At 58.6% G+C, this 24889-nt stretch carries 21 protein-coding genes; 5 read left to right on the plus strand and 16 right to left on the minus strand.

The window, feature by feature from the left end; all coding sequences use genetic code 11:
- Positions 1–23: 23 nt before the first annotated feature.
- Entirely contained in the window at positions 24–2522 is a 2499-nt protein-coding gene (gene copA, locus GNG27_RS05780; protein ID WP_156263113.1) for a copper-exporting P-type ATPase CopA, read from the minus strand.
- A gap of 107 nt (positions 2523–2629) precedes the next feature.
- Here copA and cueR point away from each other — a divergent pair, with 107 nt between their 5' ends.
- Complete coding sequence (gene cueR, locus GNG27_RS05785) at positions 2630–3040, plus strand: Cu(I)-responsive transcriptional regulator (RefSeq protein WP_142488489.1); 411 nt, start codon at positions 2630–2632, stop codon at positions 3038–3040.
- Here the strand turns inward: cueR and GNG27_RS05790 are convergent.
- From GNG27_RS05790 to tesA, 9 genes are all read right to left on the minus strand, one after another.
- A complete protein-coding gene (locus GNG27_RS05790; RefSeq protein ID WP_156263114.1) occupies positions 3037–3750 on the minus strand; it encodes a DUF3142 domain-containing protein in 714 nt (237 codons plus the stop codon). The genes cueR and GNG27_RS05790 overlap by 4 nt on opposite strands.
- Positions 3720–5864, minus strand: a complete 2145-nt coding sequence (locus tag GNG27_RS05795; protein ID WP_156265070.1) for a hypothetical protein — start codon at positions 5862–5864, stop codon at positions 3720–3722. The genes GNG27_RS05790 and GNG27_RS05795 overlap by 31 nt, the downstream gene beginning before the upstream one ends.
- A gap of 16 nt (positions 5865–5880) precedes the next feature.
- Positions 5881–6339, minus strand: coding sequence for an NfeD family protein (locus GNG27_RS05800; RefSeq protein WP_142488491.1), 459 nt, complete (start codon positions 6337–6339; stop codon positions 5881–5883).
- The gene (locus tag GNG27_RS05805; protein ID WP_142488492.1) at positions 6336–7250 is read right to left on the minus strand and encodes an SPFH domain-containing protein; all 915 of its coding nucleotides are present in this window, start codon (positions 7248–7250) and stop codon (positions 6336–6338) included. Before GNG27_RS05805 ends, GNG27_RS05800 begins: the two co-directional genes overlap by 4 nt.
- Positions 7251–7428: 178 nt before the next feature.
- Positions 7429–8283, minus strand: coding sequence for a hypothetical protein (locus GNG27_RS05810; RefSeq protein WP_142488493.1), 855 nt, complete (start codon positions 8281–8283; stop codon positions 7429–7431).
- 309 nt (positions 8284–8592) lie between these two features.
- A complete protein-coding gene (locus tag GNG27_RS05815) occupies positions 8593–11361 on the minus strand; it encodes a hypothetical protein (RefSeq protein WP_156263115.1) in 2769 nt (922 codons plus the stop codon).
- Between the two features lie 596 nt (positions 11362–11957).
- A complete protein-coding gene (locus GNG27_RS05820) occupies positions 11958–12812 on the minus strand; it encodes a co-chaperone YbbN (protein ID WP_142488495.1) in 855 nt (284 codons plus the stop codon).
- A gap of 57 nt (positions 12813–12869) precedes the next feature.
- The gene (locus tag GNG27_RS05825; RefSeq protein WP_142488496.1) at positions 12870–13679 is read right to left on the minus strand and encodes an SDR family oxidoreductase; all 810 of its coding nucleotides are present in this window, start codon (positions 13677–13679) and stop codon (positions 12870–12872) included.
- Positions 13669–14295 carry a multifunctional acyl-CoA thioesterase I/protease I/lysophospholipase L1 gene (gene tesA, locus GNG27_RS05830; RefSeq protein WP_185902338.1) on the minus strand — a complete coding sequence of 209 codons (627 nt, stop codon included), beginning with the start codon at positions 14293–14295 and terminating at the stop codon, positions 13669–13671. Before tesA ends, GNG27_RS05825 begins: the two co-directional genes overlap by 11 nt.
- Between tesA and ybbA the strand changes: the two genes are divergently transcribed.
- From ybbA to GNG27_RS05845, 3 genes are all read left to right on the plus strand, one after another.
- Entirely contained in the window at positions 14263–14949 is a 687-nt protein-coding gene (ybbA, locus tag GNG27_RS05835; protein WP_142488497.1) for a putative ABC transporter ATP-binding protein YbbA, read from the plus strand. The genes tesA and ybbA overlap by 33 nt on opposite strands.
- A complete protein-coding gene (gene ybbP / locus GNG27_RS05840) occupies positions 14946–17360 on the plus strand; it encodes a putative ABC transporter permease subunit YbbP (RefSeq protein ID WP_156263116.1) in 2415 nt (804 codons plus the stop codon). Before ybbA ends, ybbP begins: the two co-directional genes overlap by 4 nt.
- Positions 17361–17542: 182 nt before the next feature.
- Entirely contained in the window at positions 17543–18688 is a 1146-nt protein-coding gene (locus GNG27_RS05845; RefSeq protein ID WP_156263117.1) for a porin, read from the plus strand.
- Positions 18689–18781: 93 nt separating this feature from the next.
- On the opposite strand, the gene mnmH is transcribed toward GNG27_RS05845, so the two are convergent.
- The 6 genes from mnmH to ppiB all read right to left on the minus strand — a co-directional run bounded on the left by mnmH (position 18782) and on the right by ppiB (position 23253).
- Positions 18782–19852, minus strand: a complete 1071-nt coding sequence (gene mnmH, locus GNG27_RS05850) for a tRNA 2-selenouridine(34) synthase MnmH (RefSeq protein WP_156263118.1) — start codon at positions 19850–19852, stop codon at positions 18782–18784.
- 74 nt (positions 19853–19926) lie between these two features.
- Positions 19927–20994: a 5-(carboxyamino)imidazole ribonucleotide synthase gene (gene purK, locus GNG27_RS05855; protein ID WP_156263119.1), complete on the minus strand. Its 1068-nt coding sequence runs from the start codon at positions 20992–20994 to the stop codon at positions 19927–19929.
- Positions 20991–21500 carry a 5-(carboxyamino)imidazole ribonucleotide mutase gene (gene purE, locus GNG27_RS05860; RefSeq protein WP_142488502.1) on the minus strand — a complete coding sequence of 170 codons (510 nt, stop codon included), beginning with the start codon at positions 21498–21500 and terminating at the stop codon, positions 20991–20993. The genes purK and purE overlap by 4 nt, the downstream gene beginning before the upstream one ends.
- Before the next feature lie 95 nt (positions 21501–21595).
- A complete protein-coding gene (locus GNG27_RS05865; RefSeq protein ID WP_156263120.1) occupies positions 21596–21925 on the minus strand; it encodes a hypothetical protein in 330 nt (109 codons plus the stop codon).
- Between the two features lie 107 nt (positions 21926–22032).
- On the minus strand, positions 22033–22755 hold the full coding sequence (gene lpxH, locus GNG27_RS05870; protein ID WP_156263121.1) for a UDP-2,3-diacylglucosamine diphosphatase: 723 nt from the start codon (positions 22753–22755) through the stop codon (positions 22033–22035).
- A 3-nt stretch (positions 22756–22758) separates the two neighbouring features.
- Positions 22759–23253 (minus strand): peptidylprolyl isomerase B, encoded by a 495-nt coding sequence (ppiB, locus tag GNG27_RS05875; protein WP_106992224.1) that lies wholly within the window; start codon positions 23251–23253, stop codon positions 22759–22761.
- A gap of 205 nt (positions 23254–23458) precedes the next feature.
- On the opposite strand from ppiB, the gene cysS reads away from it, so the two are divergent.
- On the plus strand, positions 23459–24844 hold the full coding sequence (cysS, locus tag GNG27_RS05880) for a cysteine--tRNA ligase (protein ID WP_106992225.1): 1386 nt from the start codon (positions 23459–23461) through the stop codon (positions 24842–24844).
- Positions 24845–24889: the final 45 nt, after the last annotated feature.

A 24889-nucleotide genomic window follows, 5' to 3' on the forward strand; every position in this document is an offset into this window, starting at 1 on the left:
ACGTCCTTGTCTTATGCACGTCGTTACTCTTTAGGTTTAAAGCGTAGCAGGCGGTTGGCATTGCTCACCACGGTAATCGAGGAGAGGGCCATGGCGGCACCCGCGACCACCGGGTTGAGCAGCGTACCGGTCAGCGGCCAGAGGATCCCGGCGGCGATCGGAATACCGAAGGCGTTATAGACAAAGGCTCCCAGCAGGTTCTGCTTCATGTTGCGCAGGGTGGCTTTCGAGATAGCGAGCGCGTCGGCCACGCCCATCAGGCTGTGGCGCATCAGGGTGATGGCCGCCGTTTCGATGGCGACATCGCTGCCGCCGCCCATGGCGATCCCAACGTCCGCCTGGGCCAGCGCCGGAGCGTCGTTAATGCCGTCGCCAACCATCGCCACCCGGCGACCCTGACCCTGCAGTTTGATAATCGCGTCCGCTTTGCCATCCGGCAGCACCCCGGCGATCACCTCATCTATACCGGCCTCGCGGGCGATAGCCTGGGCGGTGACGGCGTTATCCCCGGTAAGCATCACCAGACGATAGCCCGCGCGGTGCAGGCGTTGCAGCGCGCTCACGCTGTCAGCGCGCAGCGGATCGCGAACGGCAAGCAGCGCCACGGCCTGGCCATCCACCGCCAGCAACACCGGGGTCGCACCCTGCGCGGCATGCGCCTGCAGCTGCGCATCCAGCGCCCCGGTATCAATGCCATTTTCTGCCAGCAGGGCCTGGTTGCCCAACAGCAGCGTATGGCCATCGACCTCCCCGCTGACTCCCAGCCCGCGCAGGGTGCGGAAGTTATTCACCTGAGGCAGGACAGAATCTGCTTTCTCCAGAATCGCCCGCGCCAGCGGATGACTGGAGCCCTGTTCGAGCGCGGCGGCCAGGCGCAGGGCCTCGGCTTCACCGATCCCGCCCGTGGTCCCGACGGCAACGACCTGCGGCTTGCCCTCGGTGAGGGTCCCGGTTTTATCAAACACCAGCGTGTCCAGCGTGCTGGCGCGCTGCAGGGCATCGGCGTCGCGCACCAGCACGCCGGATTCTGCGGCACGGCCAACCCCGGAGATAATCGACATCGGCGTCGCCAGCCCCAGGGCGCACGGACAGGCGATGATCAGCACCGTGGTGGCGATCACCAGGGTGTAGACAATCTGCGGTGCGGGACCAAAGAAGTACCAGATGGCGGCGCTGAACAGAGCGATCCCGACCACGACCGGCACGAAGATGGCGGAAATTTTATCCGCCAGCTTGCCGATCTCCGGCTTGCTGCTCTGGGCCTGGCGCACCATACGGATGATGCGCGACAGGGTAGTGTGGCTGCCGACGGCGCTGGCGCGGAACAGCACGCTGCCGTCCTGCACCACCGTACCGGCGTGGACGCTCTCCCCGTCGCTTTTCTGCTGCGGCACCGGCTCACCGGTCAGCATCGCTTCGTCAAACCAGGCTTCGCCCTGAGTGATTTCGCCGTCCACCGGGACGCGATCCCCGGTGGTCAGACGCAGGATCATCCCCGCCTGAACTTCCGCCAGCGGCACGTTTTGTTCGCCATTTTCCGTCACTACCCGAGCGGTCGGCGGGGTTAAATCGAGCAATCTTTCCAGCGCTTTCGAAGAGCGCTGACGGGCCCGCGCCTCCAGCATATGGCCGAGGTTAATCAGGCCGATAATCATCGCGCTGGCTTCGTAATAGAGGTGGCGTGCTTCCATCGGGAACCACTGCGGCCAGACGTTAACGCTCATCGAGTAGAGCCATGCCGCGCCGGTGCCCAGCGCCACCAGCGTGTCCATGGTGGCGGTGCGGTTTTTCAGGCTTTTCCATGCGCTGGTATAAAAATGGCCACCGGCGAAGATCATCACCCCGAGGGTGAGAACGCCAATCGCCAGCCACAGCGTGCGGTTATCGTCGGTGACCATCATATTGTCACCGAGCATCCCCCAGCCCATCACCGGGATCCCCACCAGCAGGGCGACAATCGCTTGCCAGCGAAAACGTTTCATGGTGGCAATGGCCGTTTCCTGCTGGCGTTCACGGCGTTTGAGGTCATCTTCAATCGCCTCTGCACCGTAGCCCGCTTTTTCAACGGCCTGCACTAAATCAGCGGCGGAGGCACTGCCCATGATCAGCGCAGTGCGTTCCGCCAGGTTGACCCGTGCCTGTGCCACACCCGGAACGGCCTGCAAAGCGTTCTGCACCCGGGTGACGCAGCTGGCGCAGCTCATGCCGTTGATCAACAGCTGCTGGCTGTCATCACCGTCGTGAGCTGCCGGAAGCTCAGAGGGGGCCGCTGTCAGTGCTTCCGACGGAGTTGTTGACGCTGTCAGCGGATCAGCCTTTGGGTGGCTTAACGCCGCACCGTAACCGGCCTGTTTGATGGTGTCGATCAGGGCATCGGCGCTGGCGCTGCCGGTAACGGCGGCGTGGTCGATGGTGACCTCTGCGGTGTCAACGTCAGGGCGTTGCTCCAGACTCTCTTTAACGCGTTTGACACAGTGGCCGCAGGAGAGGCCGTCCAGTGTCAGATCGATGGTGTGAGACATACGAATACTCCTTATAAATCTCCAGCCAGATATTGACCGGAGGGACACTTTCATCTAACTGTTATGAAGGTTAAACCTTCCATCAAGGGGAAGGTCAAGGGGGAAACGTGAATATCAGTGATGTTGCCAAAAAAACCGGGTTAACCAGCAAAGCGATCCGCTTTTATGAAGAGAAGGGGCTGGTGACGCCGCCGCTGCGCAGCGAGAACGGCTACCGGAGCTACACGCAAAAGCACCTCGATGAACTCACGCTGCTGCGCCAGGCGCGTCAGGTGGGATTCAATCTGGATGAGTGCGGCGACCTGGTGAACCTGTTTAACGATCCCGCCCGACACAGCGCCGATGTTAAAAGCCGGACGCTGGAGAAGGTGGCCGAAATTGAACGCCATATCCTGGAGTTGCAGGCGATGCGCGACCAGCTGCTGGCGCTGGCCGAAAGCTGCCCGGGGGATGAGAGCGCCGAGTGCCCGATCATCGATAACCTCTCCGGCTGCTGCCATCGCAAGGCGAAGGTCTAGCCGCGAGCCGGGTTGAGCATAAACACTACCGTACCGCGATACCAGGGGGAGCGCTGGAGCTGCGCTTCGGCCAGAACATCCCGTTTGCCGCCCTGGACCAGCCCGAGCTTGAACGGAATGCGCAGCCGGGTAAGGGCGGGCAGATAGGCCTGATAGTTGTCTACCGTATGGCGACCCTGATAGCTCTGGATCACCAGCTCATCCACCGCCAGCGCGTTCAGCGTGGCGACATCCCCGGTTTTTGCCCAGTCCAGCAGCCCGGTCACCCCCAGCGAAAATTCGGGGGGCAGCTGCTGACGCAATTGCTGTAAAAAGCGTGCGTAGTCCGCCAGCTGGTGGGTGGCGGCATCAAAATCGACCTGCAAACCCACCACCTGATTTCCGGCGGCCTGCCAGCGCTGCATCAGGCGGACAATTCTCGGCACAATGGCCGGCGGCACGTCGAGAGTGGTGAAGCGCACGGTCAGCCAGAGGCAGGGAAACGTCAGGCGGCTGACCGGCAGACCGAGGCGCTGAAACACCACCTCATTCGGCCGGGCCAGCACTTCCCCCTGATGCAGATAGACCGTTTGCGCCTCTTTCAGCGCCTCGCTGGCCTTCACGCCCGACCACAGCCAGAAGGCCGGGTGCTCGCGGGCGGTGACGGTATCCGCCTGCGCCTGTCCGGCCAGCAGCGCGGCTACCAGTAGTATTTGAGTTTTTGCGCCCACGGGCTGCCCGGATACTGCGTTTTTAACTGCGAGAACCAGCCTTTGCGCTGGGATTTTTCCACGTCTGCTCCGCCACATTCGTTATAGCCGGACGGGGCGTAACACATGATGGCCCGATAGAGCGCGTAGCTCTTATCTTCATGCTCTGCCTTCGGCGACGCGATGACCTGCTGGTAGTAGGCCTGTCTGTTGAATTGCCCATAAGGTTCTTTGCGGTGAATAGCCGTCTCCAGCACGTCGTTGCCCGCGCTGTCTTTCCAGACATCAACATGGGTATTCGAGGTGCGGAAGAACTCGCCCAGACAGTTCAGAGCATGAGCATCTTTAGCGTTCTGGCTGAGCACCTGCACGGTGTCATCCAGGCTACGGCAGACGTAACCGGCTTCGGCGGCATCACCGTTCCAGTCGAAGGCGGTGAGATTCACGTCGTCAAACGCCTTGCCCACAACGGGTGGCGTAATGGCGCTGATGAGTTTTCTGTCGCTTAACCAGTCGCTAAAGCGGTTTTCCGTTAAGTCGCGTACCAGCAAGGTATGCAGCGCAATGGTGCGCTCTTCGTTGTTGGGCCCCTGGCTGGCCTGCTGGCGTAACCGCTCAGGCGAAGCCACCGCTTTCAGCACCCGGGAGCGAAAACGCAGGTTGGTAACGGCGCTATCCGCGGCAAAAATCGCCTCTGTGTTGCCACTAAAGACCAGGGTCGCCGCCAGTTTAGCCTGCACGTACTGCTGCTGTTCAGGATCCTGGCTGAGTTTCAGCAGCTTCAGCCAGAAATCGCGTGCCGCGGGCCACTGCTTTTGCGCCATCAGCGCGTCGCCGTACAGGACCTGCTCGCTGAAGGCGAGAATATCGTGCGCCGGGAGTTTCTCAGCCGGTTTAACGGCCTGAAGAATGGCGGCGTGGTTATCCGTCGCCTGCCACAGGTTCAGCTGTAAATTGCGCCACAGCGCCAGCTTGCCGCTCTGTTCAAACGCCGGTTTGCTGCCGTTGAGATCCTCCTGGGTCAGGATCGGTTTCTCGTCGCTGTTCAGGCGAAGGGCGCGCAGCAGTTCGATATAGCTGACCCGCGGCGCATCGGGGAAGGCCTCCCGTACGGCGCGACCGTAGAACTGCATGCCGTAGACATTATCGTATTCTGTCACCAGCCCGCGCAGCGCCTCAGCATTCTCAGCCTGCTGGAAGCGCTGCTCGTACAGCCCCGCCAGCTGCGGCCACGCCTGCAGATACCAGTTGATGCGACGCAGCATGCCGCGCGCCGAATCGGCATAATGGCCCTCCGGCCAGCGCTGGAGATAGGCCAGGGCGGCTTTCTGCGCCTGTTCAGCGGCCGGGCGGTCGATGCGATCGATATCAAAATCGCCGTATTCTCCCGTGCTGTTCTGGCTGCTTTTGTTCAGCGCCGTGCGCATCAGCATATAGTTAGCGGTCTCTGCCAGCCACGGACGATCGCTGTCGACAAGCAGGGTAAACGCCCGATCCGCGCCGTCGTAATCCCCGGCATAAAAACGGGCTGCTCCCGTCAGATAGGTTTTATAGGGCAGGGCAGGCGACTCCGCCGGGAGGGCCGCCAGGGAAGACGAGATCTGCTCATCGGTTGCGCCGGCGTATAACCCCAGACGCGCCTGACCCAGAGCATGGCGCTGTTCCGCCGTCAGCGAGTCGTCCGCCAGCAGCGCGGCAAAAAACTGGCTGAGGCTGTCGGCACTGTTCGAGACGAAGCGGTTTTCCTGCTCGCCGTCCTGATGGGTTTCGACGGGCTCAAGCTGCAACGCGGCCAGCTGCTGGTTGAGCAGGCTCTCTTCAGCCGGTTTATCCGCCGCTGCGGTGGGCGGCGTCTCCATGTCGTCCCACTCCGGGTGGTAAGCAAAGTAGAAGTCGCGGGAGCGGGTGATATCCGCAGGCATCGACTGGACCGGCAGGGCGAAGGATTTGGCTTCGCTCAGCAGACGCAGCAGGTTGTCGCGGGAGTCGTTGCCGGGCGTCAGCACCGGGTCCCCTTTCAGCAGACAGTGCTCATCGCTCCAGTTGCAGTCTTCCATATCAAAGGAGGCGAATGCCGGTGCGGCGCTCGCCAGTAGTGCGCTAACGCTGATTGCCAGCGTTGTCTTCCTGACCATCATGCTCATCCTGTTGTTATCGGGAAAGGGCCCGGACGCGAAGGGTGATCCCTTCGACGGCCACCACCTCAACTTTGGTGCCGGCGCTTAAATCGTCGTCGGCAATGACCGGCCACGAGCTGTCGCCGACGCGCATATGACCGCGCCCGTTTAGCAGGGCGGTATCAAGGGTAAACTGCATCCCCACCAGCTGCTGTCCGCGCTGGTTGAGCCGGGCATCGGCGGGCTTTTGCCTGCGCACCTGCCTTGAGAGCCAGCGCCACCACAGCCATGCGGCCGTCAGGGTCAGCACCGCAAACAGCGCCCCCTGCCAGGCCCAGTCGAAGGGCAACAGCCAGACCAGTAGCCCGGTGATAACCGCCGCCACGCCGCTCCACAGCAGATAGCCGTTGCCGCCGAGCATTTCGGCCGCCAGCAGCAGGCCGCCAAGGCTCAGCCAGAAGACATGCGGATGTGCCGCGATCGTCTCGATCATAATTTGCGCTCGTTGCCGCTGTTTTTGATCAGTTCCGCGATGCCGCCGATCGCGCCCATCAGGCTGCTGGCATCCAACGGCATCATCACCACCTTGCTGTTGTCCGCCGAGCCGATCTGTTGCAGCGCTTCGGTGTATTTCTGCGCCACGAAATAGTTAATCGCCTGGATATCTCCGGCAGCGATCGCTTCCGAGACCATCTGGGTGGCGCGGGCTTCCGCTTCCGCCGAACGCTCCCGGGCTTCAGCCTGTAAAAATGCGGACTGGCGTTCGCCCTCGGCTTTGAGGATCTGCGACTGTTTTTCCCCTTCGGCCTTCAGGATCTCGGCCTGGCGTACCCCTTCGGCCTCCAGAATGTAGGCGCGCTTGGTTCGTTCGGCCTTCATCTGGGCGTTCATGGAGGTGATCAATTCTGCGGGCGGACGCACGTCGCGAATTTCAATACGGGTGACTTTGATGCCCCACGGGTTAGTGGCTTCATCAACGATGTGCAGCAGGCGGGTGTTGATGCTGTCGCGCTGGGAGAGCATCTCGTCCAGCTCCATGGAACCCAGAACGGTACGGATGTTGGTCATCGTCAGATTAATGATCGCCAGCTCAAGGTTACTCACCTCGTAGGCCGCTTTCGGCGCGTCGATCACCTGAATAAAGCATACCGCGTCGATGGTGACGTTGGCGTTATCCCTGGAGATGACCTCCTGAGAGGGGATATCGAGCACCTGCTCCATCATATTGATCTTGCGACCAATGCGGTCCATGAACGGCACCACCAGGCTTAAGCCCGGCTGCAGCGTGTTGGTATAACGGCCAAAACGCTCAACCGTCCACTGATAGCCCTGCGGTACGATTTTCACCCCGGCGGCAACAATGACCAGCGCGACGAAGATCAGAATAGGGATGACGATGAACATATAAAACCTCCTGTTTTGTATTCCATGTTGCGATAACAACTGTTCGTTTGTTGCCCATAAGTATACCGATAAACAGGCGCAAATTCGCGCCGAATCAGTGGTGCGGGCTGGATCCAGACATAAAAAAGCCCCGCTAAAAATAGCGGGGCGGGACAAAAAAACATCAGAATGCAGGTGGTCAGGCGTCGGGCCCGGTCCAGGAGAAGTCGGAGATATACTGCTCGCCGGCTTCATTGATCGCGCGTGACAGCGCGGCATAATATTTTTCCAGACCGATAGCTTCAATCTGCTGCAGCTGCTCGCGTACCGGGGCACAGAACAACCCGGCATTCCCGGCTTCGACGCGCTTATTGTTAGGCGGCAGGTCGCCGGTGATGGCCTTAAACCAGGTGCGGATCCCCTGCTTAAGGTTGTTTGGTGCCTTCGCCAGATTGTCGATACCGGTCAGCACCTGCAGGGTGGGGAACCGATCCTCCGCAACGGCGCTTTTCAGACGCGCAAAGAACTGGCTGAACAGCTCGAACGAGCCCAGCTCGATGATTTTGGGTTTGGTGGTTTTGCCATTTTTATTGCCGATCTTGCTTGCGGCAGGCGTGCTGGACGGCACGACCCCTGTCTTATGCAAGTCTAATCCGAACAGCAAATTGCAGTGGGCACGACGCTCTTTCAGCGGATAAGACATCAGCACGTCGATAAAAGTCGTCGCCATCACATCCGACAGCTTATGGTTAATGAGCCACTGGGTGCGGGAAAAGTCAGCAGGGGAGACAAACCACTCCGGAACCTCATCGTAACGCTTCGATTTCCCTTTCCCATCGAATTCAATGAAGTGCGTACCGTTATCGAAGGCAAATTTGCAGTTTTTAAAGCTGACAATAGTGGTATTAACGATCAACGCTTTTTTTACAAAATCAACCACTTCAGGGCCAATAACAAAGCTGGTGATTGCCGAGGAATTGATGACTTGCATTAATGTTTCTACATCAGGAACGCCGGGCTTCAGGGAGGTGAACTCATAAAAGATGTGTGTCATGCCGCATACTTCCTATAGTTATTAGCCTGCCATTTCAAACGCGAAAAAGTTTATCATCTCTTGCAGGATGAGGCCATTAGCTACAGATGCGGGATGTTTGTGTCGATCACAAATGGAAGATAAAGGTTACTCCTGATGGGGGTAGTGTAAAAAAATGAGGACATTTTAAAGACTGCGATGCGCAGAGATAAGTCTCGTTATCTGTTTGCCAGAATTAAACATTAATAAGACTTAAGTGAAGCCGTTTTTGAAATGAAAAAGGCCGCCATAACGGCGGCCAGAAGTGGATTTTAGAACGGAGCGAGGGGATTAAAAATCGCCTGAGATGCCCGCTCCGGCCATCCAGCCATTATCGAAGGAGCTGGATGCCTGCATGTTGACGGCAACATGCGGGGTCACGCTTTTCTGCAGACCGGCAGCCAGGGCTGCACCATCGCCATTCGCCGTACCCGTCGACAGTGCCCATGAATTATCGGAGTGATAATGCAGGCTGGACATCGCCGCGGCGTTATTCAGACCCCGTTTAAGATCTTCACGGGTGTCATCAATCTCTTTCGCGTTACGCTCAATCGACTGGCTGTTGCGGGAGATGCGTTGACTGTTGCTGTCGATACGCTGGCTGTTACCTGAGATACGCTGGCTGTTGTTATCGATACGCAGGCTGTTGCCCGAGATGCGCTGGCTGTTGTTGTCGATATTTTGGCCGTTGGTCTCGATACGCTGGCTATTGCTCGCGATGCGTTGATCGTTAGTCTCTATCTGGCTGCGGTTAGTTTGATCGACATAGTAGCTGTTCACCTCGCTAACGATCCTGACGGTGTAGCTGTTGTCCGCAGTTTGACTGGTGCTGGCGGTCTTCTTTGCAGGTGCTGACGGCTGGGCATCGGCACCTGCGCTGGTCACGGTCAGTGGAGTTGTCTGACTATCCACCAGGGTCACACTTCCGGTATCTGCTTTTTGCGCGTTGATGACGGTATTGTCCGGCATCCCCTTAACCAGCGTGGTTGGCATAGTTTGCTGGTTAACGACCTGCACCGTTGTGGTCGGCAGCGGTTGAGGTGAAGGAATATCGCCAGCCGCTGGCTGCAGGCTCAGGATAGGCTGAATGGTTTTGATTTCATATGCCGGGGCTAGTGGCGTAGTTGGCGTAGGCGGCGCGACGATCGGCTGCGGAGTGTTGTTGGCCAGCGTTTGCGGTTTAACCGGCACGTTGTAGGTCGGCGTTGGCGGCGCAACGATTGGCTGCGAGGCGTTGGTGGTCAACAGCGTCTGCGGTTTAACCGGCACATTATAGGTTGGTGTCGGCGGAGCCACAATTGGCTGTTGGGTGTTGTTTGTCGTCAGCGTCTGCGGTTTTGGCGGCACGTTATAGGTTGGCGTCGGCGGGGCCACGATTGGCTGCGCGGTGCTGGTGGTCAGCGTCTGCGGTTTTGGCGGCACGTTATAGGTTGGCGTCGGCGGGGCCACGATTGGCTGCGCGGTGCTGGTGGTCAGCGTCTGCGGTTTTGGCGGCACGTTGTAGGTTGGCGTCGGCGGGGCCACGATTGGCTGCGAGGCGTTGGTTGTCAACAGCGTCTGCGGTTTTGGTGGCACATTATAGGTTGGCGTCGGCGGGGCCACGATCGGCTGCGGAGTACTGGGGGTCGTCAGCGTCTGCGGTTTAACCGGTACGTTGTAGGTCGGCGTCGGCGGCGCAATGATTGGCTGCGGAGTGTTGTTGGCCAGCGTCTGCGGTTTAACCGGCACATTATAGGTCGGCGTCGGCGGGGCCACGATTGGCTGTGTAGTGCTGGTGGTCGTCAGCGTCTGCGGTTTCACCGGCACGTTATAGATCGGCGTCGGCGGGGCCACGATCGGCTGCGTAGTGCTGTTGGTTGTCAGCGTCTGCGGTTTAACCGGCACATTATAGGTTGGCGTCGGCGGGGCCACGATTGGCTGCGAGGCGTTGGTGGTCAACAGCGTCTGCGGTTTAACCGGCACATTATAGGTTGGTGTCGGCGGAGCCACAATTGGCTGTTGGGTGTTGTTTGTCGTCAGCGTCTGCGGTTTTGGCGGCACGTTATAGGTTGGCGTCGGCGGGGCCACGATTGGCTGCGCGGTGCTGGTGGTCAGCGTCTGCGGTTTTGGCGGCACGTTGTAGGTTGGCGTCGGCGGGGCCACGATTGGCTGCGAGGCGTTGGTTGTCAACAGCGTCTGCGGTTTTGGTGGCACATTATAGGTTGGCGTCGGCGGGGCCACGATCGGCTGCGGAGTACTGGGGGTCGTCAGCGTCTGCGGTTTAACCGGTACGTTGTAGGTCGGCGTCGGCGGCGCAATGATTGGCTGCGGAGTGTTGTTGGCCAGCGTCTGCGGTTTAACCGGCACATTATAGGTCGGCGTCGGCGGGGCCACGATCGGCTGCGAGGCGTTGTTGGCCAGAGTTTGCGGTTTAACCGGCACGTTATAGGTTGGCGTCGGCGGGGCCACGATCGGCTGCGTAGTGCTGTTGGTTGTCAGCGTCTGCGGTTTAACCGGCACGTTATAGGTTGGCGTCGGCGGGGCCACAATTGGCTGCGGAGTGTTGTTGGTCGTCAGCGTCTGCGGTTTAACCGGCACGTTATAGGCCAGCTTCGGTGGCGCAACGATCGGCTGTGGAACGTTATATATCACTGGCTTTGGTGGGACGGCCTGCACCGGCAGCGGTGGGGCTTTGAGGGGTTGTGGCATTGGCGCGACAGGAATGGCTGTCGGCGCAATCGAACCATCTTTGAATGCGTTGCGTGCGGCCTGCAGCTGCGTCTGAGCAAATTTAACCTCATTGCGGCGTTGGCTGATTAAATTTAAAGCATCAAGATGCGTCCGGGCGGCAGCTGCGGCTTCAGGCGATCCCGCCTGGTACTGATGGATCACATTCATCATATCGACATTGGTCACGCGTTCGGCCCTGAGCGCGGCGGCGTAATTTTTTTGTGCAAAGTGGTCAAATTCCAGCGCGCCTTTCAGGTTCGCTGCTGCTTGATCCGAACTTATCGCATACGCAGCCGGGGCAGTAACGCACAGCGACACTGCCGATGCGATCAGTTTCAACGTGGTTTTCATCTCTACATATCCTGAGGTCAATCGTTTGATCAAAATGTAAATTGCAGAGTGGCAGAGAGTATGAGGGCTCTGGCTCTGAAGTATTTGCAGATGTCTTTATTGTCTTTTTGTTGTCTTGTGTATAACTAAAGCCATTTTTAATGGTCATTTTTTCTGGATTCTAACCATTAAATAGTTATTGGCAAGTCAATTAACGATCAATTTTTATTGTCTGCAGTTAGTCTAATTTCAAACGAAAGAAGGGTATGCTTCGCTTAGAGAAAAATGTTACCTAAAGTGTGTGATTAGTCTTTTTGGTAGAATATTGTGATCAAATTTACGTTTGGTAACGCTTTTTGGCCGTTGCCAGACGGGTTTTTTATTGATTCGTTAAGATGTTGTTATTTTCTTGCGTGCGTGTAAGTAGTCTTTATATAGACTTATTTAAGTCTTTATTGGTTTTAAAGTGAGGGTCGACTGATAAGGTAATAAAAACAGTCAATCTGTCCATAGACTGAAAATATTTAGTCGTCAGCTATCAGGCGGAAATGATACGGAGAGGTTAAATCAGATGAGCAGGCCCGGTAAGCGAAGTATTACCGGGCACAGGCAGGGGATCAGTACAGCAGGGCGTAAAGCTTACGGCGATAGGCCGAGGCCAGGGAGTCGCCTGTCCCGAGCGCGGCCAGAATTTCCTGGAACGTTTTACGCGCCTGACCATCAGCGGCAGCCAGATCGGTTTTCAGATGGCTGAACAGCAGTTCCAGCGCCTCTTCATTACGACCAACCTGATGCAGCTGCAGTGCCAGCTGGCTGGCCAGTGCGGCATCGGCAGGGTTGGCGGCGACGTGCTGCTGTAGCTGCTGAATTTCCGGAGTATCCGCGGCCTGCTTCAGCAGTTCAATCTGCGCCACCAGCCCCTGATAACGGGTATCTTGATCCTGCAGAGGGATGGTTTTCAGCACCACTTCGGCATCTTCGGAACGTTTTAAGATAATCAGCGTTTCGGCTAGCAATAAGCCAATTTCGCTGTTCTGACCGGAGAGCTGCCAGGCCTCTTTCAGCAGCGGCAGGGCTTCATCATGTTTGCCTTCGGCCATCAGTGCTGCCGCCTGCTGCGCTTTCAGCTCTTCTTCGCGCGGCAGCACTTTATCCAGCAGGGCGCGGACTGCCTCTTCCGGCTGCGGCCCCTGGAAGCCATCAACCGGCTGACCGTTCTGGAACAGATAAACCGTTGGGATGGCGCGCAGGCCAAACTGCGAGGCGATCATCTGCTCGGCGTCGCAGTCCAGTTTTGCCAGAATGAACTGACCGTTGTACTGGGCCGCAAGCTTCTCGAGCACCGGCGTCAGCTCCAGACAGTGCTGACTCCGTTCAGACCAAAAGTAGAACAGCACCGGTTTGGTCATCGACTGTTCAAGGGTCTGGTGCAGGTTTGCTTCGGTAATGTTGACAATATTCTGTACGGACATGCGGCATTCTCTGTTATGAGTTTTTATTTACATGGGGGCGTGGCGCGTGGCTTCAACTCAGCCCTGTAAAATTTTGTCCATCATCCGGCCAGGCAGCAGGCGCTTCAGCAGGCCAACGGCATGGGTCACCAGCGTGACCGGATAACGCATTTTCGGGTTTTTGCTCTCAAAAGCATGGCGCACTTTGGCGACCACCGCCTCCGGTCCCAGCGTAAAACGCGCGGCAATACCGGGATTTTCTACCGGCTTGTCGGCCTGGGTCTGGTTAACGTTGTCGGTAAAGCGGGTGCGGATGGGGCCCGGCTCAATCAGGCTCACCTTAATCCCGCTGTGGCGTAACTCCATGCGCAGCGCATCCGACCAGGCTTCCAGCGCGTATTTGCTGGCGGCATAAGCCCCACGGCCCGGCGTGGAGATCAGCCCCATCACCGAGGAGGTCATCACAATCCGCCCTTCGCCGTGCGGCAGCATGGCGGGCAGCAGGCGCATGGTGAGCTGATGGACACCAAAAAAGTTGGCGGAAAATTGCTGTTCAAGCTTTTCGCGGGTGACTGTCTGCAGCGGGCCATAAACGCCGAAACCGGCGTTGTTAAACAGCCCGTACAGACGATTATTGGTAAGCGCGATCACCTCATCGGCGGCGCGCTCAATGCTGTCGGCACAATCCAAATCCAACTGCACACCGGTAAAACCCATCCCGTTCATCCGTTCAACGTCTTCGGGTTTGCGGCAGGCGGCCAGCACCCAGAATCCCTGGCGCTTCAGTTCAAGGGCGCTTTCAAGGCCAATTCCGCTGGAACATCCTGTTATTAAGACCGATTTTTGCATAACTTTACCTGTCAGGATCTCCGCTGAATTACGAGTCATGTTTAACTAAAGGAGCCAGCCGGGTCGCCATCCAGTCGGCAATAAACGGCTGTGCGTCCCGGTTGGGGTGAATACCGTCATCCTGCATCCACTGCGGCTTCAGGTAGACCTCTTCCATAAAAAAGGGCAGCAGCGGAACATCGAACTCTTTGGCAAGCTTCGGATATATCGCGCTGAAGGCTTCATTATACCGACGACCGTAGTTGGCGGGCAGGCGAATTTGCATCAACAGCGGCTGCGCATTGGCCGCGCGGATATCCTGCAAAATTTTGCGCAGGGTCTGCTCCGTCTGCTGGGGCTGGAAACCGCGCAGACCGTCATTGCCGCCGAGCTCCACCAGCACCCAGCGCGGCTGATGCTGCTTCAGCAGGGCCGGGAGGCGCGACAGCCCCTGCTGGGAGGTATCGCCGCTGATGCTGCCATTGATCACCGACGTTTTGGTCTGCCATTTATCGTTCAGCAGGGCAGGCCAGGCGGCACTGGCTGCCATCCGGTAGCCCGCGCTGAGGCTATCGCCCAGAATTAATAACGTGTCCGCCGCCGCGGCACGAAATGTCATCAGAATCAGAAACAGGAAGGGCAAATGCCAGCGGAAAACATTGTTGAAGTTCATCATCTTAAGAAGTCCGTGGGTCAGGGTGAGCACGAGCTTTCCATCCTTACCGGAGTTGAACTCATTGTCAAACGCGGGCAGAGCATCGCCCTGATTGGGGAGTCGGGCTCCGGAAAATCCACGTTGCTGGCGATCCTCGCCGGTCTGGATGACGGCAGCAGCGGTGAGGTCCATTTGGTCGGGCAACCGCTGCACAGCCGCGATGAAGAGGCGCGCGCCGCTCTGCGGGCGAAGCACATTGGCTTTGTTTTCCAGTCGTTTATGTTGATACCGACCCTCAATGCGCTGGAGAACGTCGAGCTGCCGGGGCTGCTGCGCGGCGAGAATACCGCCCACAGCCGCGAGAGCGCAAAAGCCCTGCTGGAGCAGCTTGGGCTGGGCAAACGCCTCGATCACCTTCCGGCGCAGCTCTCCGGCGGCGAGCAGCAGCGCGTGGCGCTGGCCCGCGCCTTCAACGGGCGCCCGGACGTGCTCTTTGCCGATGAACCTACCGGCAACCTCGATCGCCAGACCGGGGACAAAATTGCCGATCTGCTCTTTTCCCTGAACCGCGAGCACGGCACCACGTTGATCCTCGTCACCCACGACCCACAGCTGGCGGCCCGCTGCGACCGCCGCCTGCGTCTGGTGAACGGTGAACTGAGGGAGGAAGCATGATTGCCCGCTGGTTCTGGCGCGAATGGCGTTCCCCCTCGCTGCTCATCGTCTGGCTGGCGTTAAGCCTGGCGGTGGCCTGTGTGCTGGCGCTTGGCAGCGTCAGCGATCGGATGGAAAAGGGGCTCAGCCAGCAAAGCCGTGAGTTTATGGCCGGCGACCGGACGCTGCGCAGCTCCCGCGAGGTGCCGCAGGCGTGGCTTGAGGAGGCGAGAAAAGAGGGGCTGAAGGTTAGCGAGCAGCTGAGCTTCCAGACCATGACCTTTGCCGCCGATACGCCGCAGTTGGCGAGCGTAAAGGCTGTCGATGATATTTATCCGATGTACGGCGAACTGCAAACCAACCCGCCGGGCCTGAAACCGGCCCCGGGCACGGTGCTGCTGGCGTCGCGTCTGATGGCGCTCCTGAATTTAAAAACCGGCGACAGCATCGACGTTGGCGATGCCCGGCTTAAAATTGCCGGGGAAGTGATTCAGGAGCCCGACTCCGGGTTTAACCCGTTCCAGATGGCGCCGCGTCTGCTGATGAATACCGCGGATGTGGCCAACACCGGGGCGGTACAGCCCGGGAGCCGCGTCACCTGGCGCATTAAGTTTGGCGGTACACCCGCACAATTAGCGAGTTATGAGAAGTGGCTCCTGCCGCAGCTGAAGCCGGAGCACCGCTGGTCCGGGATGGAGCAGGAAGACGGGGCGCTCGGCAAGTCGCTGGAGCGTTCCCAGCAGTTCCTGCTGCTCTCGGCGCTGCTGACGCTGTTGCTGGCGGTGGCGGCAGTGGCGGTGGCGATGGGTCACTACTGCCGAAGCCGCTACGACCTGGTGGCGATCCTCAAAACCCTGGGAGCGGGCAGAGCGCAGCTGCGTAAGCTGATTGTCGGCCAGTGGCTGATGGTGCTTGCGCTCTCCGCGATGACCGGCGGGGCGATGGGGCTGCTGTTTGAAAAAGTGCTGATGGTGCTGCTCAAGCCGGTGCTGCCTGCCGCCCTGCCGCCAGCCAGTCTCTGGCCGTGGCTGTGGGCGATTGGCGCGATGATCGTCATCTCGCTGCTGGTGGGGCTGCGTCCGTACCGCCTGCTGCTGGCGACCCAGCCACTGCGCGTCCTGCGCAGGGACGTGGTGGCCAGCGTCTGGCCGCTGAAATTTTACCTGCCGGTTATCGTGGCGGTGGTGGTAGTACTGCTCGCCTGGCTGATGGGCGGCAGCATGCTGCTGTGGGCGGTCCTGGCCGGGGCGGTGGTGCTGGCGCTGCTCTGCGGCGTGCTGGGCTGGATGCTGCTCAGCGTGCTGCGCGGGCTGACGGTGAAATCGCTGCCGGTGCGTCTGGCGGTGAATCGCCTGCTGCGCCAGCCGTGGTCGACCCTCAGCCAGCTGTCGGCGTTTTCGCTGTCGTTTATGCTGCTGGCATTGCTGCTGGTGCTGCGCGGCGACCTGCTGGATCGCTGGCAACAGCAGCTCCCGCCGGAGAGCCCGAACTATTTCCTGATCAATATCGCCCCGGAGCAGGTCACGCCGCTGAAGGCGTTCCTGGCTGAGCATCAGATTATCCCCGAGTCGTACTACCCCATCGTGCGGGCGCGCCTGACCCAGATTAACGGCCAGTCCACCGAGGGCCATAAGGATGAATCCCTCAACCGCGAACTGAACCTGACCTGGCAGGATAAGCGCCCGGATCATAACCCGATCGTTGCCGGCAGCTGGCCGCCAAAAGCGGGGGAAGTGTCGATGGAGGAGGGGCTGGCAAAACGCCTCAACGTCGGGCTGGGCGATATGGTGACCTTTACCGGCGATACCCAGGACTTTAGCGCTAAAGTCACCAGCCTGCGCAAAGTCGACTGGGAGAGTCTGCGGCCGAACTTCTTCTTTATCTTCCCTTCCGGGGCGCTGGACGGACAGCCCCAGAGCTGGCTGACCAGCTTCCGCTGGGAGAACGGCAACGGCATGCTCACCCAGCTTAACCGCGAGTTTCCCACCATCAGCCTGCTGGATATTGGGGCGATCCTCAGACAGGTCGGGCAGGTGCTGGAGCAGGTAAGCCGGGCGCTGGAGGTGATGGTGGTGCTGGTAACGATTTGCGGCATCCTGCTGCTGCTGGCCCAGGTGCAGGTCGGAATGCGTCAGCGCCATCAGGAGCTGGTGGTCTACCGCACCCTGGGGGCGGGTAAAAAGCTGCTGCGTACCACACTGTGGAGCGAGTTTGCCCTGCTGGGGCTGGTGGCAGGCCTGGTGGCGGCCATTGGCGCTGAAACCGCGCTGGCGGTACTGCAAACCCGCGTGTTCGACTTCCCGTGGGAGCCGGACTGGCGGCTGTGGGCGATCCTGCCGCTCTGCGGGGCGGTGATGCTCTCTCTGTGCGGCGGCTGGCTGGGGGCCCGTTTATTGAAAGGCAAAGCCCTGTTCCGGCAGTTCTCCGGCTAATTCCCCGCCATAATCGTCACGCACCGGTTTTTATACCGGTGCGTGACGCCTAAGTAGCATAAAAAGATAACTCGTTGAATTTTAGTGGCACAAATCATTAAAAACCGGACAACACAGCCGGATAAATCCTGGTTAATATTCACCTGCTAAATAAATGGCAGTGTGTCTATTAAGGAAAAATAATGACCATAACTAAAAAAGCGCTGGCGGTAGCGATCGGCGCAGCAGTGGCATTGGCATCTTTTGCATCCCAGGCTGAAATCACCGTACTGAAGCAGGATCCGCAGGTGGGTGACCCGCTGAGCCGCCTGAATTTCACCGTTGGCGGCAGTATTCGTCCTCAGTTCCAGAACATGACCGGTGACGACGGCAAGAACAGCTACAAGCGTAACGGCTTTGACGGCGGCACCCGCTTCCGTTTCGCAGCAGATTACTACCTGTTTGATGACATCAGCTGGATCAGCTACTACGAGCTGGGCGTTAACATTCCGGCCCAGTTCGACTGGGACAATCACCATGCCGACGGCGCGCATGACACCTCCCGCCGTATGCTCTACACCGGCCTGAAGAGCGACACCTGGGGCACCCTGACCTTCGGTCAGCAGAACAGCGTTTATTACGATGTGGTTGGCGCGAAAACCGATATCTGGGACTACGATATGATCGGTCAGGCACCGGGTAACGGCATCAACGGCGACTACGACGGTTCTTACCGTTCACGCCAGATGCTGAAGTACAAGAAAACCCTCGGCGATGCTGACATCTATGCCTCTTACCTGTTCGAAGATAGCGAATATCTGCCGGGCAACGGCCTGCGTTACAAGCGTAAAGGCGGCGGTTCACTGGGTCTGGATTATCGTCTGACCACCGATCTGACCTGGGGTGCAGCCTGGAACTACACCCGCGCCGACATGCGTAACCCGGATAACGGCGACAGCAAGTCCTGGGATCAGAACATCCTCGGTACCGCGCTGAGCTGGACCCCGGATAACTGGACCTTCTCCGCAGGCGGCGGCTGGTATCAGAACTTTATGACCAGCAAAAAAGTGTCGGTAAACGACTACTTCGCGGGCGACGCGTGGGGTATTGAGTACTTCGCGGGCTATAAATTCCCGATTGGTCAGTATGCGGTGAAATCCATCCAGCCTTACTTCATGGGGGACCGTATTGAAACCATGAATGGCCGTAACTACCAGCGCATCGATAACGGCGTGGGTATCAGCTTCCAGCTGGATTACGGTTTCCGTGTTGACTACGAGCACGTGTTCACTTCAAGCACCGACGATCTGGGCGATATGAACCTGGTGCGTCTGCGCTACGACTTCTAAATTCTTTGTTCCCCCGGTGGCGCTACGCTTACCGGGGCTACAAAATCGCGCCAAACATGTAGGCCGGATAAGCGTTAGCGCATCCGGCTTTTTTCAGCGATTCAGCCACCCGGCAACGTCTTCAAACGTCCCGCGATAAACAATCTTCTCCGCTTTCTTTTCAAGCTGATAGCGATACATCGGGTCGTAATAGTCATTCAGAAGCGGCACAAGCCAGGCGAAATGCGCCTCGGTGCTGCCGGTGCGCTGTTGTTCATCCAGGGCACTATCCAGCAGGGCGGTAAATTCGGCAAAACGCTGTAACCCCAGCCGACGGCGGATGGCAAACAGGCCGTGGTGCAGGTACTCGCCGTACTCCAGCCAGCCCGCCTCTTCGCCCCGCGCGCTGCGAAAAGCCTGCCACATCTGCTCGAAATACTCCTCCCGCAGACGCTCCAGGCGAACCTCAAAGGGATCCTCGACTACCGCAATTGGTGACTGCACCATGCGATCGCGCAGACACTCCGGCAGGTGGTTAGAACCAATCATCCGGCCTTCGTCTTCCAGCACCCAGCGCGCGGCGTCTTTTTTCAGCAGCTCTACCGCGAGATAGTTTTCAAAGCTGGCCTGCGAAAGCTGCGGCGCTAGCGTGCGGCCAAACGACGAACCGCGATGGTGCGCCAGCCCTTCAAGATCGATCCCGTCCGGACGGGCCTTTACCAGCAGGGTCTTGCCGCTGCCGGTACAGCCGCCAATCAGCACGGTCGGTTTTTGCACCTGCTCAACGGTGACCTGTATCGCCGCCTGACGCAGCGCCTTATAACCGCTGCGGATCAGCGGATAATCAACGCCTGCCGCTTTCAGCCATGCCTGCACGATATGCGAGCGCTGCCCGCCCCGGGCGCAGCAGAGATAACCCTGGGGCTGCGCAAGGCAGGTGGTGCGCCAGGCCTCAAGGCGCTGGTCGCGCGTCTCGCCGCTCACCAGTCGATGGCCGAGCGCAAGCGCGGCCTCCGGCCCCTGGCGTTTATAACAGGTGCCCACGGCGGCGCGTTCGTCGTCGTTCATTAACGGCAGATTGATCGCCGCAGGCATAGCGCCCTGGGCAAATTCCACGGGCGCGCGCACGTCGATTATCGGCGTGTCGGCAGCAAGTATGGCGCGGTAGTCCGTCCCATCGTTCATAAGGATCCCTCAAAACAGCGATGGGCAGGATTTTACGCCGGGGAAGGGGAAGGTCAACTCCCCGGCGGTAGGACTTAACTCAGCGTTGCCTGCGCCCAGGCGATGCCGCTGGCGTACTCCGGCGGTAACAGGGGCACAATGGCTTCGAGCGTGGCGCTCAGGCGGGGGATATCGCTGTCATTCAGGTTCAGGTGGCCGACCTTGCGCCCCGGACGAACCTCTTTGTCATACCAGTGCAGATGCACCAGCGGCAGTTTCAGCCAGTCGTAGTTCAGATCGGTGCCGATCAGGTTGATCATCACCGACGGGCTGTTGACTACCGGCTGCGGCAGCGGCAACCCGGAAATGGCGCGCAGGTGCAGTTCAAACTGGCTGATGGAGGCGCCGTTCTGCGTCCAGTGGCCGCTGTTGTGCACGCGCGGTGCCAGCTCGTTGATCAGCAGGCCGTCCGGCGTGACAAAGCACTCCATCGCCATCACGCCGACATAGCCCAGCTCCTGCATGATGGCAGAGAGCATGCTTTCGGCCTGCGCCTGCTGGGCCGCATTGGCCTGCGGGAAGACCACGCTGGTGCGCAGAATGCCGTCCTGGTGCAGGTTGTGGGTCAGGGGATAAAAGACGGTACTGCCGTCGTGGGCGCGGGCACCCACCAGCGATACTTCGCCGCTGAAGTTAATGCCCCGCTCAACGATGCATTCGCCGTAGCACTCGTCCGGCAGCTGGTCGGTTTCACCGGCGCGCAGACGCCACTGGCCGCGTCCGTCATAGCCGCCAACGCGGCGCTTGACGATCGCCAGCTCGCCCAGGGTGGCAAATACGCCTGGCCACTGGCCTTTTTCCGTCAGCAGCTGCCACGGCGCGGTGGCGAGGTGCAGATCGTCGAACAGCTGCTTTTGCGTCAAACGGTCGGCAATAATGGGGAACACATCGCGGTTTACAAACGCATTGTGGCGAGCCAGCTCCCGGGTCAGGGCAGTTTCCGGCCAGCGCTCAATCTCTGCGGTGATCACGCTCTGCTGAAAGGGCACGGCTTCGGGTTCATCATCCAGCCCGACCGGCCAGACGCTGATCCCGAGCGGTTCACCGGCCTGACGCAGCATGCGGCCTAACTGACCGTTACCGAGGACGCAAACCTGCTTCATGCCGCACCTCGCGGGTCCGGGTTCTCCAGCACCTCGTCGGTCTGGGCGGTACGCCACGCGACCAGGCGCTGATGCAGTGCTTTATCGTGAGTTGCGAGGATCTGTGCGGCCAGCAGGGCGGCATTAGCGGCACCCGCTTTCCCAATCGCCAGCGTTCCCACCGGAATGCCGCGCGGCATTTGCACGATGGAGTAGAGGCTGTCGACGCCGCTCAGGGCAGCGCTTTGTACCGGGACGCCGAGCACCGGCACCAGAGTTTTGGCGGCAATCATGCCGGGCAGATGCGCGGCCCCGCCGGCACCGGCAATAATCACCTGATAGCCGTTCTCTTCCGCGCCTTCGGCGAAGCTGAACAGTTTATCGGGGGTGCGGTGTGCGGAGACCACTTCAACGTGGTGAGGAACATTCAGGATGTCAAAGATTTCGGCGGCGAACTGCATGGTAGCCCAGTCGCTTTTGGACCCCATCACGATGGCGACACGCGCCGGATTATTGCTGGAAGACATGCGGCTAAAAACTCCTGTGAGGCGCTATTCTCGGCTTTTGAGGTGACAAAGAATAGCACGATATACAGGCAAGGAAAACGGTTGCGTGCGCGTAGTTAGCGCTCTTTTGGCTCGTTGCTATCTGATGAAATACGTTGATTATGGGCTTTGGTCGCGCTGGCGAAAAAGGTAAAAGCGAGCACCAGGCCCCAGGGCAGCATGAAAATACTTATGGTCAACATATAGGTTTGCACGAAGCGGTCATCATGTGGCCGCGTACACAAAAGGTATATCGCATAAAAATAGAGTAGCCATAATAAAACCGCGAACCACAACACAGTGGGCGAGCCGAAGGAGATAAACGCCACACCGAAAAAGCTGACCACAATCGGGGCGATTACCGCGATAACCATTCCCCAGATAAGAGGCTGATCCCATTTTTGCATGTTCGTTCCCTGAGGTTAATTTTGCTGAAAATTAACCTGGCGGCTAAAGGGAAAGACAGAACTTCTGACGCTGAAAGGGTACTTTCGGAATAGTGCTTGCAGAGGGACTAAAAGGGGAAATGAAGCAGCTCAACGTCTTCTGGCGTGACCTTCACCATCGAACCTTCCCTGTGCCATGCGCCGAGAACCACGCGATAAGCGGCCTTGCCGTTGACGTCTGAGTGATGGACGGCAGGGCGATGGGTATGGCCGTGGATGAGCCACTGTACCTGGTGTTTTTCCATTACGCTGACGACGGCCTGCGGATTCACATCCATGATGGTCAGGGATTTACTGCTGTTGGCAGCTTTGCTGCCGGCGCGCATCTTCGCCGCAATGCGGCTGCGGATAAACAGCGGCAGGGCGAGAAATAGGGTCTGGATCCAGGGGGTGTGCACTTTGGCGCGAAATGCCAGATAACCGGTATCGTCGGTGCAGAGCGTATCGCCATGCATGATCAGAATTTTACGGCCATACAGGTCAAGGACGGTCTCTTCCGCCAGCAGGGTCATGCCGCAATCGCGGGCGTAGCGCTTGCCGAGCAGAAAGTCGCGGTTACCGTGAATAAAGAAGCAGGGGACGCCGGAATCCACCAGGGTTTTGATGGCGGCTGCTATCTCGCGGTGAAGCGGGTTGGGGTCGTCGTCGCCAATCCAGGCTTCGAACAGATCCCCCAGGATGTAAAGCGCATCGGCGTGCCGGGCTTCACTCTGTAAAAAACGCAGAAAACCGGCGGTGATCGCCGGTTCTTCTGTTTGCAGATGCAGATCTGCAATAAAGAGTGTCGCCACGAATTATTCGCTGACGGTCACGCTTGTGATCACGACGTCTTCTTTTGGAACGTCCTGGTGCATACCGCTGCGGCCGGTAGAAACGCCTTTGATCTTCTCAACCACGTCCATGCCTTCAACCACTTCTGCGAACACGCAGTAGCCCCAACCCTGCAGGCTTTCGCCGGAGAAGTTCAGGAAGTCGTTGTCAGCCACGTTGATGAAGAACTGCGCGGTGGCGGAGTGTGGCGCCTGAGTACGGGCCATTGCCAGCGTACCGCGGGTGTTTTTCAGACCGTTGTTGGCTTCGTTTTTGATCGCCGCTTTGGTCTCTTTCTGGTTCATACCAGGTTCAAAACCGCCGCCCTGGATCATAAAGCCGTTAATTACACGGTGGAAAATGGTGTTGTTGTAGAAACCTTCGCGGCAGTAGTCCAGGAAGTTTTTAACTGTTTCAGGCGCTTTGTCATCAAAGGTCTTGATTACGATATCGCCATGATTAGTGTGGAAAGTAACCATTTTTGCATCCTGTTCCGTTATAGTGGTGCTTCGACCCCTCGGGGGGCCACAATAAGCGCTTGTTATAGCATAACCTCACGGCGCGATCACCTTGCATTGTGTGCTGCTTCAGGTTTGAATTACAGGTACACGCCTCATCCATTTAAATGATTTTGCGTGTAGAATACGCCGTTTTCACCCACACACGTCTCACATGGAATCTTCGATGTTAAAAATCTTCAACACACTGACGCGCCAAAAAGAGGAATTCAAACCTATTCATGCCGGGGAAGTCGGCATGTACGTGTGTGGTATTACCGTTTACGATCTCTGTCATATCGGCCATGGCCGTACCTTTGTCGCTTTTGACGTGGTGTCACGCTATTTGCGTTTCCTCGGGTACAACCTTAAGTATGTACGCAATATCACCGATATCGACGACAAAATTATCAAGCGTGCTAACGAGAACGGCGAAAACTTCGTCGCCTTAGTCGATCGCATGATCGCCGAAATGCACAAGGATTTTGATGCGCTGAATATCCTGCGCCCGGATCTGGAGCCGCGCGCGACGCACCATATCCCGGAGATCATTGAGATCACCGAACAGCTGATCGCCAAAGGTCACGCCTACGTGGCGGACAACGGTGACGTGATGTTCGACGTGCCGACCGATCCGCATTACGGTCAGCTCTCCCGTCAGGATCTGGATCAGCTCCAGGCCGGTGCCCGCGTTGACGTGGTTGACGTGAAGCGCAACCCGATGGACTTCGTGCTGTGGAAAATGTCCAAAGAGGGTGAGCCGAGCTGGCCATCGCCGTGGGGCGCAGGCCGTCCGGGCTGGCACATCGAATGTTCGGCCATGAACTGCAAACAGCTGGGTAACCATTTCGATATTCACGGCGGCGGTTCAGACCTGATGTTCCCACACCATGAAAACGAAATTGCCCAGTCAACCTGCGCTCATGATGGCGAGTACGTGAACTACTGGATGCACTCCGGGATGGTGATGATTGACCGCGAGAAGATGTCCAAATCGCTGGGCAACTTCTTCACCGTGCGCGACGTGCTGAAGTACTACGATGCTGAAACCATCCGCTACTTCCTGATGTCCGGCCACTATCGCAGCCAGCTGAACTACAGCGAAGAGAACCTCAAGCAGGCGCGTTCTGCGCTGGAGCGTCTGTACACCGCGCTGCGCGGAACCGACACCTCAGTCGCAGCAGCCGGTGGCGAGGCGTTCGAAGCCCGTTTTGTCGAAGCAATGAACGACGACTTCAACACCCCTGAAGCCTACTCGGCGCTGTTTGATATGGCTCGTGAAGTGAACCGCCTGAAAGGTGAAGATGCGCATGCCGCTAACGCGCTGGCCTCCCATATGCGCAAGCTGGCGGGCGTGCTGGGTCTGCTGGAGCAGGAGCCGGAAGTCTTCCTGCAGAGCGGTGCGCAGGCGGATGACGGTGAAGTAGCGGAGATTGAAGCGCTGATTAAAGCCCGTCTGGAAGCCCGTCAGGCGAAAGACTGGGCCGCAGCCGATGCCGCGCGTAACCGTCTCACCGAGATGGGGATCATTCTGGAAGATGGTCCGCAGGGCACCACCTGGCGCCGTAAGTAAGTCCGTTACGCCGGGTGGCGCGATGCTTGCCGGGCCTACAAAGCA

It is taken from the genome of Leclercia sp. 119287 (assembly GCF_009734485.1).
Classification (GTDB): Bacteria; Pseudomonadota; Gammaproteobacteria; order Enterobacterales; family Enterobacteriaceae; genus Enterobacter; species Enterobacter adecarboxylatus_C.

Coding starts and splice junctions, on each gene's coding strand:
- mnmH (WP_156263118.1), bottom strand. CDS start 19,852: ATGAACGATGGGACGGACTACCGCGCCATACTTGCTGCCGACACGCCG.
- purK (WP_156263119.1), bottom strand. CDS start 20,994: ATGAAGCAGGTTTGCGTCCTCGGTAACGGTCAGTTAGGCCGCATGCTG.
- purE (WP_142488502.1), bottom strand. CDS start 21,500: ATGTCTTCCAGCAATAATCCGGCGCGTGTCGCCATCGTGATGGGGTCC.
- GNG27_RS05825 (WP_142488496.1), bottom strand. CDS start 13,679: ATGACTCGTAATTCAGCGGAGATCCTGACAGGTAAAGTTATGCAAAAA.
- GNG27_RS05820 (WP_142488495.1), bottom strand. CDS start 12,812: ATGTCCGTACAGAATATTGTCAACATTACCGAAGCAAACCTGCACCAG.
- GNG27_RS05795 (WP_156265070.1), bottom strand. CDS start 5,864: ATGGTCAGGAAGACAACGCTGGCAATCAGCGTTAGCGCACTACTGGCG.
- GNG27_RS05810 (WP_142488493.1), bottom strand. CDS start 8,283: ATGACACACATCTTTTATGAGTTCACCTCCCTGAAGCCCGGCGTTCCT.
- copA (WP_156263113.1), bottom strand. CDS start 2,522: ATGTCTCACACCATCGATCTGACACTGGACGGCCTCTCCTGCGGCCAC.
- GNG27_RS05845 (WP_156263117.1), top strand. CDS start 17,543: ATGACCATAACTAAAAAAGCGCTGGCGGTAGCGATCGGCGCAGCAGTG.
- GNG27_RS05800 (WP_142488491.1), bottom strand. CDS start 6,339: ATGATCGAGACGATCGCGGCACATCCGCATGTCTTCTGGCTGAGCCTT.
- GNG27_RS05865 (WP_156263120.1), bottom strand. CDS start 21,925: ATGCAAAAATGGGATCAGCCTCTTATCTGGGGAATGGTTATCGCGGTA.
- ppiB (WP_106992224.1), bottom strand. CDS start 23,253: ATGGTTACTTTCCACACTAATCATGGCGATATCGTAATCAAGACCTTT.
- GNG27_RS05815 (WP_156263115.1), bottom strand. CDS start 11,361: ATGAAAACCACGTTGAAACTGATCGCATCGGCAGTGTCGCTGTGCGTT.
- cysS (WP_106992225.1), top strand. CDS start 23,459: ATGTTAAAAATCTTCAACACACTGACGCGCCAAAAAGAGGAATTCAAA.
- GNG27_RS05805 (WP_142488492.1), bottom strand. CDS start 7,250: ATGTTCATCGTCATCCCTATTCTGATCTTCGTCGCGCTGGTCATTGTT.
- tesA (WP_185902338.1), bottom strand. CDS start 14,295: ATGATGAACTTCAACAATGTTTTCCGCTGGCATTTGCCCTTCCTGTTT.
- ybbA (WP_142488497.1), top strand. CDS start 14,263: ATGCCAGCGGAAAACATTGTTGAAGTTCATCATCTTAAGAAGTCCGTG.
- ybbP (WP_156263116.1), top strand. CDS start 14,946: ATGATTGCCCGCTGGTTCTGGCGCGAATGGCGTTCCCCCTCGCTGCTC.